Annotated in this window: 8 protein-coding genes; 6 read left to right on the forward strand and 2 right to left on the reverse strand. The window is 70.7% G+C overall.

What is annotated here, in order from left to right; translation table 11 throughout:
- Positions 1–320: 320 nt before the first annotated feature.
- Positions 321–1,331: a 2,3-diaminopropionate biosynthesis protein SbnA gene (gene sbnA, locus ACZ4TV_RS32340; protein ID WP_468138778.1), complete on the forward strand. Its 1,011-nt coding sequence runs from the start codon at positions 321–323 to the stop codon at positions 1,329–1,331.
- A gap of 44 nt (positions 1,332–1,375) precedes the next feature.
- Here sbnA and ACZ4TV_RS32345 read toward each other — a convergent pair whose 3' ends face one another.
- Positions 1,376–2,113, reverse strand: coding sequence for a 4'-phosphopantetheinyl transferase family protein (locus tag ACZ4TV_RS32345; RefSeq protein ID WP_468138779.1), 738 nt, complete (start codon positions 2,111–2,113; stop codon positions 1,376–1,378).
- 80 nt (positions 2,114–2,193) lie between these two features.
- On the opposite strand from ACZ4TV_RS32345, the gene ACZ4TV_RS32350 reads away from it, so the two are divergent.
- From ACZ4TV_RS32350 to tpg, 5 genes are all read left to right on the forward strand, one after another.
- A complete protein-coding gene (locus tag ACZ4TV_RS32350) occupies positions 2,194–3,090 on the forward strand; it encodes an NAD-dependent protein deacetylase (RefSeq protein WP_468138780.1) in 897 nt (298 codons plus the stop codon).
- Positions 3,091–3,257: 167 nt separating this feature from the next.
- Entirely contained in the window at positions 3,258–4,121 is an 864-nt protein-coding gene (locus tag ACZ4TV_RS32355; RefSeq protein WP_468138781.1) for a peptidoglycan recognition protein family protein, read from the forward strand.
- Between the two features lie 190 nt (positions 4,122–4,311).
- Positions 4,312–4,683, forward strand: a complete 372-nt coding sequence (locus ACZ4TV_RS32360) for a VOC family protein (protein WP_468138782.1) — start codon at positions 4,312–4,314, stop codon at positions 4,681–4,683.
- A 568-nt stretch (positions 4,684–5,251) separates the two neighbouring features.
- The gene (gene tap, locus ACZ4TV_RS32365; RefSeq protein ID WP_468138783.1) at positions 5,252–7,363 is read left to right on the forward strand and encodes a telomere-associated protein Tap; all 2,112 of its coding nucleotides are present in this window, start codon (positions 5,252–5,254) and stop codon (positions 7,361–7,363) included.
- 3 nt (positions 7,364–7,366) lie between these two features.
- Positions 7,367–7,921 (forward strand): telomere-protecting terminal protein Tpg, encoded by a 555-nt coding sequence (tpg, locus tag ACZ4TV_RS32370; RefSeq protein ID WP_468138784.1) that lies wholly within the window; start codon positions 7,367–7,369, stop codon positions 7,919–7,921.
- Here the strand turns inward: tpg and ACZ4TV_RS32375 are convergent.
- A complete protein-coding gene (locus ACZ4TV_RS32375; protein ID WP_468138786.1) occupies positions 7,918–8,646 on the reverse strand; it encodes a GbsR/MarR family transcriptional regulator in 729 nt (242 codons plus the stop codon). The genes tpg and ACZ4TV_RS32375 overlap by 4 nt on opposite strands.
- Between the last annotated feature and the right edge of the window lie 306 nt (positions 8,647–8,952).

Here is an 8,952-nt window from a genome sequence, read left to right on the forward strand (position 1 = left end):
GCAGCGGTAAGCGACCGCTGGTGCCGGTCTTCGCCTCTTGCCTTTCGTGCGTGCCGGGCGCGTCCGCCCTCGTCGGCCGCCGGCATACGGGAAGAGCGCCCAGGCCGGCCCGCGCAGGAGAAGCGGTGCGCCTATCGGTGACCGTGGCCGGTGTCAAGCCCCGACATCCGGTGGCATGACAGCGCCACGGTCAGCCCGCGTACTGGAGGAGTCCCGAAGACGTGGCAGCAGGCGACGTCTTCCCCGAGCCGCCCCCACACGCGGGCCAGCGGTACCAGACGCCGCCGTGAGCGCAGACAAGCGCAGACAAGGAGGTGACCGTGCCGGTCATATCCACCCCCCAGGCATTCAACCAAGAGGACCTCTACGTCGACCTCGAGGCGATCACCGGGCACCGGCTGTTCCTCAAATGCGAAGGGTTCAACTTCGCGGGGTCCATCAAACTCAAAGCCGCGACCGCGATGGTCGAGGCCGCCGAACGCGACGGCCTGCTCACCCCCGGCTCCATCTTGGTCGAATCCTCCTCCGGCAACCTCGGCGTGGCGCTGAGCATGATCGCGGCCAGCAAGGGCTACGAGTTCGTGTGCGTGACCGACTCCCACTGCAACCTGGCGACCCGGCTGCTCCTGGAAGCCCTCGGCAGCCGGATCCACGTCATCACCGAACCCTCCCCCACCGGCGGCCTGCTCGGCGCCCGCATCGACCACGTCCGCGCCCTGTGTGCCTCCGACGACCGCTACGTATGGCTCAATCAGTACACGAACCCCAACAACCACACTGCTCACTTCCGCACCACCGCACCGGCCATCGCGCGTGCCTTCCCCGACCTTGATGTCCTCTTCGTCGGGGCCGGCACCGCCGGGACGCTCATGGGGTGCGCCCGCTACTTCCGTACCTGGCACCGCCCGGTACGCATCGTCGCGATCGATACGGAAGGCTCCGCCAGCTTCGGACACACGCCCAGTCGCCGCATGATCCCCGGCCTCGGCACCAGCATCCGCCCCCCGCTGCTCGACACCTCCTACGTCGACGACGTGGTACACGTCGACGAAGCCGAGACGATTCGCACGTGCCACCAACTGGCCCGCCACGGCTTCGTCTTCGGCGGCTCCACCGGCACCGTCGTCAGCGGCGCCACCCAATGGCTGGCCCAGCAGGAGCAGCGGGGGACCGCGGTCGCCATCGCCCCCGACCTCGGCGAGCGCTACCTCGAAACCGTCTACCGGACCGACTGGGTGCAAGACCTCTACGGCCAGGACGCACTCCAGCCCCAGACCCGGACCCGGACCGCCACAGTCACCGCCGCCGCCGCCGCCGACCGGGCGGCCTGACCCGCCGAGCGCGCGGCGGTCGCCCACAGCGAGGAGCGTCCCCGCTACGAACGCTCCCTCGGCCCTGAAGCGACCGCGGCGGCCCGAACGGCGACCGCGGCGGCATAGCCGTCATCCACGGCCACATCCCCGATCGTCCAGCCCGGCACCGTCGCCACCGCATCCGGTGCCGTACCCAGGTAGTCCAGCGACATGGAGCGCCCCAGTCCCACCCCCAGCCCTTTCAGATAGGCCTCCTTACGTGCCCAGACCCGGGCGAAGGCCGTCGGCTCGTCCACCGTGCGAAGCCCCCTCAACTCCGACGCCTCGCGCGGATGAAGACTCCCTGCGACCTCCTGCGCCACCTCAAGGGCCGGCACCGCCTCGATGTCCACGCCCACCGGCGTGCGCGCGAACGCGAGCAGGCACAGTCCGCCGCTGTGAGACAGCGAGAAGTGCACCGGGTTGCCGGCCACCACGGGGCGCCCATGCGGTTGTCCGCACGACGGACACGGCAGCCGCTGAAGCAGGACATCGACGGGCGGGATACCGAGGTACGCGCCCAGCAGCAGCCGCAGTGCCACGTGCCCCGCCAGATACGTGTCCCTGTCCCCGGCCGCCCGCAAGGCCGCCGCGCGCTCCTTTTCGACCTCGTCCAGCACCGAATCGGCGAGCCGGGCCACCACCGTCTTGAACGCCTGCGCCCGCACCAGCCACAGCCCTGGTGCTCCCGCCGTCGCCGGCGGCTGCTCCCACCCCCCGTCCCTCAACTCAACCGGCCACTGCACCGCACCCGCCATCATCCACAAAGCATACGAACACCGTTCAAATCGTCCTAGGACCCCCACCGCCATCGGCACCGCGTCTTCCGTACGCTGGCCGCATGCGCATGCGCCCCACTTTGAGCTGGACGCCTACCGAGGGCCTGCGGCCCGGCACCGTGGATCCGGAGCCGGTCGCCGATGCGCTGAGGCGCGGCGGTGTGCTGGTACTCAGCGGTGCGGGCCTGTCCACGGAATCGGGCATCCCCGACTACCGGGGTGAGGGCGGGAGCCTGAGGCGGCATACCCCGATGACCTACCAGGAGTTCACCGCCAGTGCGCAGGCCCGGCGCCGGTACTGGGCGCGCAGTCATCTCGGCTGGCGCACGTTCGGCCGCGCCCGGCCCAACGCCGGGCACCGGGCTGTGACGGCGTTCGGGCGGCACGGTCTGCTCTCGGGTGTGATCACCCAGAACGTCGACGGTCTGCATCAGGCCGCCGGCAGCCAGGACGTGGTGGACCTCCACGGAAGCCTGGAGCGGGTCGCCTGCCTTTCCTGCGGTGCCCTCGGCTCGCGTCGTGAACTCGCGCGGCGGCTGGAGGAGGCCAATGCGGGTTTCGAGCCGGTGGCCGCCGGGCTGAACCCGGATGGTGACGCCGACCTGACCGACGAACAGGTCGGGGACTTCCGCGTGGTGCCCTGCTCGCAGTGCGGCGGCGTCCTCAAACCGGACGTGGTGTTCTTCGGCGAAGCCGTTCCGCCGCGGCGGGTGGAGCACTGCCGCGAACTGGTCGGTGAGGCGACCTCGCTGCTGGTCCTGGGCTCCTCGCTGACGGTGATGTCCGGCCTCCGGTTCGTGCGCCAGGCAGCCCGGGCCGGGAAGCCCGTGTTCATCGTCAACCGGGACCCGACCCGCGGGGACCAGTACGCCGTCACCCGGGTCGCGCTCCCCCTGGGGACCACCCTCACCACCCTGGCCGACCGGCTGGACATCCCCCTCGGCCAGGCGACGGCCTGAAGCAGGCCGTGACAGGCCGAGCACCATCCCGACTCACCGGCCGGTGCCGCTCGGTGGGGACGGCCGGGGCCGGCCGGGGGGCAGTGGGGCCGTGGCGCGGTGTGTCTGCGCGGCCCGTGCGGCCGGGGTCTCTTCAATGGGCAGCCTCCTACGGAAATGGGCACCGTATGACCTCCGCACTGCACCAGCCGCCGGCGCACGCAGCGGGCCGGTACAGCCGCCGGGTAGTCCTCACGGGTGGGTTCGCGCTGGCCGCCGGAGCGGCACTGCCCCTCGCCGCGGCCGGGCGCGCGTACGCCGCCGCCGGCCCGGACATCATCGGCTGTGCCACCTGGGGCGCGCGGGCCGCGTCCGAGCCCGTCGTCGTCCTGGCCAACCGCCCGGAGCGGATCATCGTCCACCACACGGCGACGGCGAACGTGACGGACTACTCGAAGCGGCGCGCTTTCGCCCTGGCCCGCGCGATCCAGACGTACCACATGGACGCGCAGGGCTGGATCGACACCGGTCAGCACTTCACCGTCAGCCGCGGGGCCTTCGTGATGGAGGGCCGCCACAACAGCCTCGCGGAGCTGCGCGCCGGCACCCGGCAGGTGCGCGCGGCGCACTGCATCGGGCAGAACACGGTGGCGATCGGCATCGAGAACGAAGGAACGTACACCTCGAAGGCCCCACCGGCGGCGCAGTACGCGGCGCTGGCCGACCTGTGCGCCCACGTGTGCAGGCAGTACGGGCTGCCCGCGTCGGAGATCTACGGCCACCGCGATTTCAACGCCACTTCCTGCCCCGGCGACCGCCTCTACGCTCTGCTCCCGACCCTCCGCAAGGACGTCGCCGTCCGCCTCGGGACGCCCCTGTCGGACCCGGAGCCGGAGCCGGATCCCGAGGCGGATCCGGATCAGGTACCCGATCAGGTGCCGGAGCAGGTGCCGGACCCGGTGTGGGACCTGGTCCGTCATGCCACCACCCAGCCGGCCGGGGCCTTGTCGGCGCGCGTCCCGGAATACCTCCCGGCGGGCCTGCGGCCCTGAGCGAACCGAAGCCCTTCGGGAACATGAGCCGCGAGCTGTCCTGTCCCGGATAACTGTGGGCAGGGCAAGGTTCTGACCTGCGGTGCCTACGGTTGAGTGGGACAGGCTGGCGGTCGGTGTCCCGCTCAACCGTAGGCAGCTGTCTCTAGGATGTTGATCGCGGAAATCCACTGGTCGGCCCGGAGGTGTCATGCCCCTGCAGATGAAGTTGAGCGCGATAACACTCGACTGCCCTGATCCGTTGGCTCTGGCGGCGTTCTATCAGCAGGCCACCGGCCTCGAACCCCACCCGAAGTCGGACGCCGACTTCGCAGGTCTCAACCGTGAGGACGGACTCTTCATCGGTTTTCAACGGGTCGACGACTACCGGGCTCCGCGCTGGCCTGACCAAACCGTTCCCCAGCAGCTTCACATCTGCTTCAAGGTCGAGGAGGACTTGGAGGAGGCCGAGGCCCGGCTGCTGGAGCTGGGCGCGGGCAAGCCGGATCACCAGCCTCATGGGGCCAAAGCGCGGGTTCTCACCGATCCGGCTGGGCATCCCTTCTGTATCGTCAGAGGCTGACTGGGGGGGTTCAGGAGGGCTTCGATCTTTCTGGCTGTGGCCTCAAGGGTCGTGCTGACCCATGTGCGGCTGGTGCCTCGCAGGGGCGCCTGCATCGGGAAGCGGCGGTGGAATTCCGCGATGGCCTGTGCGACCACGAGGAGGTCGTCACTGAGGATCGACCGTCTCCAATGGACTGATGCGAACAGGCTGATCAGCGTGACGTGTTCGGGGTATCCAGCCGCGATCAGCCAAGGGGCCGCCCTGTCCGGTTCGACTGTCGGTGCCTTGATTCGGACCAGGTCGTGAAGGAGTTCGGCGCGGTGGACGAGCCGGTAGTGGCGGTGGGCCAGACCACTTGCCTACACATGACCGGGACCCAGCCGTACATGCCTACAGAAGAGCGGGACTGCCTACACATCGCAGAGACAGGACACGAGCGCCCGGGGCCGAGCGCGGCGTACCGGCGGCCTCGGCGAGAACACCTCCCCGCCGTCATCGGCTCCCGCCACCAATGCACCCGCAAAGGTTAAATCCAAGAACGGATTCAAGGTTAAATCCTGCTAGGGTCGGGGGCGGAGGTGGAGTGATGCCCAGTCAGGAAGAGCTGTTCGAGGCGGTGGACGCGCTGCTGGAGGGCGAGCCGAAGCTTCCGCCGCCGGCGGAGCGGGCCCGGCTGCGGGAGGCGGCCGGTGTCTCGCAGGCGAAGCTGGCGCAGGCGTTGAAGTCGACCGCGCAGACGGTGAAGAACTGGGAGAACGGCCGCTCCGAGCCGAGGCCGCCGCGGCTTCAGGCGTACCTGCGGCTGCTGGAGGGCTGGGCCGAGCGGTACCCGGCGGCCGCGCCAGAGCCGGTGCCCGTGCCGTCGCCCGTGCCGTCGCCGTCGCCGGTGCCGTCGCCGGTGCCGCAGGTCTTCACCGGCGCTGCGCAGCAGCCGGTCCCGGCCGCCACCGCTCCCGTCGCTGCCGCTGTCGCGGGGCCGGTGCCCGCCGGGCGGGCGATGTCGCGCCGCCCGGCGAGGAAAGCCGCCCCCCTGGCGGCCGTCGACCCGCGCTTCCCGCACGGCCCGCTCGCCGTCCTGGACGGCGACGGCTGCGCGTACGGCGTGGACGGCGTCGTGCTGGACTGCCCGGCCACCACCGTCCCGGAGTTGGTGGAGTGGACGCTCGGGGAGTCCGGGCTCGGTGCGCCGCGGCTGAACCGCAGCGGGAAGGACTCCGATCCGCTGGTCGTGCTGACCGCGTCGGCCGCCGTGCGGCTGGGTCTGCCGGAGCATCTGGACGGTCCGGAGGCGCGCCGGTCGCTGCGTCTGCCGGAGGACCACCCGGTCCTCAAGGGGCTGGGGAAGGCGAAGTGGAAGCTGACGCAGCGGGGGTTCGGGCCCTGGGCTCGGATCTACCGTCCGGCGCAGGCCGGTCAGCGCCAGTGCGTGCAGCTCGCGGTGCTGTCCTGGGACGCGCTCGATGGCCGGGCCTGGCCCGGCGTCGCCGCCATGGAGCCGGCCGACATCGCCCGTGTCCTGGGTACGTACGCGGCCCGGGTCATCACGCCGCGCGGCTCCACCGCCGTCTGCGGTCTGGAGCTGATGACCGCGCTGCGCCCGCCGACCCGCGCCGTGAAGAACGACCGGGGCGGGTGGGAGTCGGGCTACAACCCCGGCTCGCTCGGCACGCAGGCGATGGATCCGGCCCCGCCGGAGGCCCCTGCCGAACACCCTGTCGCGCGGGGCTGGCAGGGGGGCTTCCTGGACGAGGAGGCGTTCCAGTGGATCCGGGACGTGTCCCTGCTGTCCGATGAGGAGTGCCTGCTGCCGTACGCGGTCGGGCTGGACATCAACACCGCGTTCCTCGCCGCGTCCGCGCGCCTGGTCGTCGGGCTGTCGGGGCCCGACCACTTCCACGCGCCCACGTTCAACAAGAAGATCCCCGGCTGCTGGCTGGTGGACCTCTCCCCCATCGAGCTCGACCCGCGTCTGCCGTCGCCGTTCACCGCCTCCGGGCAGCGCCCGACGGGGCCGGCCTGGTACCAGACGCACACCGTCGCCTACGCCGAGGAACTCGGCCACCGGGTGCGGCCGATCGAGGCGTACCTGCGCAGGGAGACCGGCGCGTACCTGGACCCGTGGCACGACCGCCTCAAGACCGCCTACCTCGACACGATGGCCGATCTGGGCGTGAGCGCCGATCTGGACGAGCGTCAGTTCCTTGCCGCGATGGAGCGGCACAAGCTGGCCGACCCGGGCCTGGCCGCTGTCCTGGCCGCGATCAAGGCCACGGTCAAGGGCGGTGTCGGCAAGCTGCGCGAGCGCCCGCAGGGCCGGCACTACCGCGACGGCGAGCGGTGGCCGGCGCTGGAGCGCCCGACCTGGCGACCCGACATCCGGGCCGCGGTCATCTCCAAGGCGCGGGTCAACATGCACCGCAAGATGGCCAACGTGGCGAAGGCGACCGGTCACTACCCGCTCGGCGTGCTGTCCGACTGTGTCGTCTACGCCAGCCCCGGCCCGTCCCCGCTCGACTTCCTGCCCTACAGCACCTCGGGCAAGCCGCTGCCCGGGTCCTTCCGGCTCGGGCCCACCCCCGGCGCGGCGAAGGTCGAGGGCGTGCAGGCGATGGCGTGGGCGGTGGATCTGATGGAGAAGGGCCTCAACCCGGCCCGCCACATCAAGGGCGGCGACGCCGTCCTGGACGAGGGCGAGTAGACGGTGGGGGACATCGACGAGGCCTTGGAGCGCGCGGATCGCGAGGCCTTCACGCGGGAGCCGCCGAAGGGCTTGAAGGCCCGTATCAACTTCCTGGTGGGCAAGCTGAAGTCGACCAGGGCCGTGGCCGCCGAACTCGGCGTCAGCCAGCGGTCGGTGGAGCGCTACCGCACGGGTGAACGCAAGACGCCGCCGAAGGAGATCACCGACCGGATCGAGGCCGCCGTGCGGGCCCGCTGGCAGCCGAGGGTCCGCGGGCGCCGCCGGCGGCAGGCCGCCACCCGGACCGGGATCACCGTGGAGACCAGGGCCCGGTTCGGCTACACCGCACCCGTCGGCACCACCGACGACGGCCGCATGCGCCGGCTGACCGTGCACCTCCCGCCGGCCTACGCGCAGCGCCTGTTCGAGGCCCAGCAGCGGGGTGCCCCGGACCGGCAGCTGCGCGGGATCGTCGCCGAGGGACTGCAGGAGGTGTACTTCAAGGACGGCGGCACCCGCGCCGACCAGCTGGAAGTCGAACTCACCGACATCGACTACATCGACGTCGCCTTCTAAAGGTCCGAGGGGGTTTCGGGTTTCGTGTAGAGGACGTCGCGGGCCTGTTCCGCGGCGCGGGCCATGCTCTCGGAGACGAAGTCGAGGAAGCGGGCGATGTTTTCGAGGCGGGCGGCGGCCAGGGTGCCGGGGCCGAGGATGCTGACGCCCTGTCGTGCGGTTTCGACGACGTGGGCGTTGGCGCGGGCGCTGGCCATCATCGCCTGGTACCAGACGTCGTTGTCGACGACGTAGTGCTCGCGGCGGCGTTCGTCGCGTTCGCGGCGGACGAGGCCCTGGTTCTCCAGGTAGGCGATCGCTTTGGAGATGGACGCCGGGCTGACCTGGAGGCGCTGGACGAGTTCGGAGGCGGTGAGGCTGCCCGCGTCGGTGGTGTAGAGGCAGACCAGCACCCGGGACATCATCTTGGGCACGCCCGACTGCATGAGGACGGTGGTGAAGGTCTCCTCGTACTCGCGCACCGCCTCGGCGTCGCGTCCGTGGGCCTGCGGGGGCGTCTTCGGGTCGCGGGGCGCGGCCTGCCTGCGGCGGTGGGCGCGGTGTTCGGTGGCGCGGTGGGCGAGGTCGGCGCGGTAGGCGGTGGGGCCGCCGTTGCGCATCACCTCGCGCGTGATGGTCGAGGTCGGGCGGTCGAGGCGTCTGGCGATCTCCGCGTAGGCGAGGCCGTCGGCCAGTCCCAGCGCGATCTGCTGGCGTTCCTGCTGGGTGAGCCTGCCGCCCGGCATCGCGGTCTCCTTCGTGTGTGTCTGGGTGTGCTGTGGGGAGCAGTATAGCGTTCACCACCAGTTCATTGCAACGAGTGGGGTGGGGTTTGTTGCATTAGCCTTAAAATCATTGCAACGATTTCCTGGCTTCTACCTGCGTTGATGCGGTTTATGCGCAACGCGCGTGTTGGCAGATCCATGAATGCAACGTAGCGTTTCCACTGTCAGAAAAAAGGAGCCAAGGAGCCGAGGAGAGCATCATGCAGAAGTTCGACACCCCCGCCCCCGTGTCCGCCGTCCTGGACATCCCCGCCGGACGCATCCGGT

This window comes from Streptomyces sp. NPDC028910 (assembly GCF_055564955.1).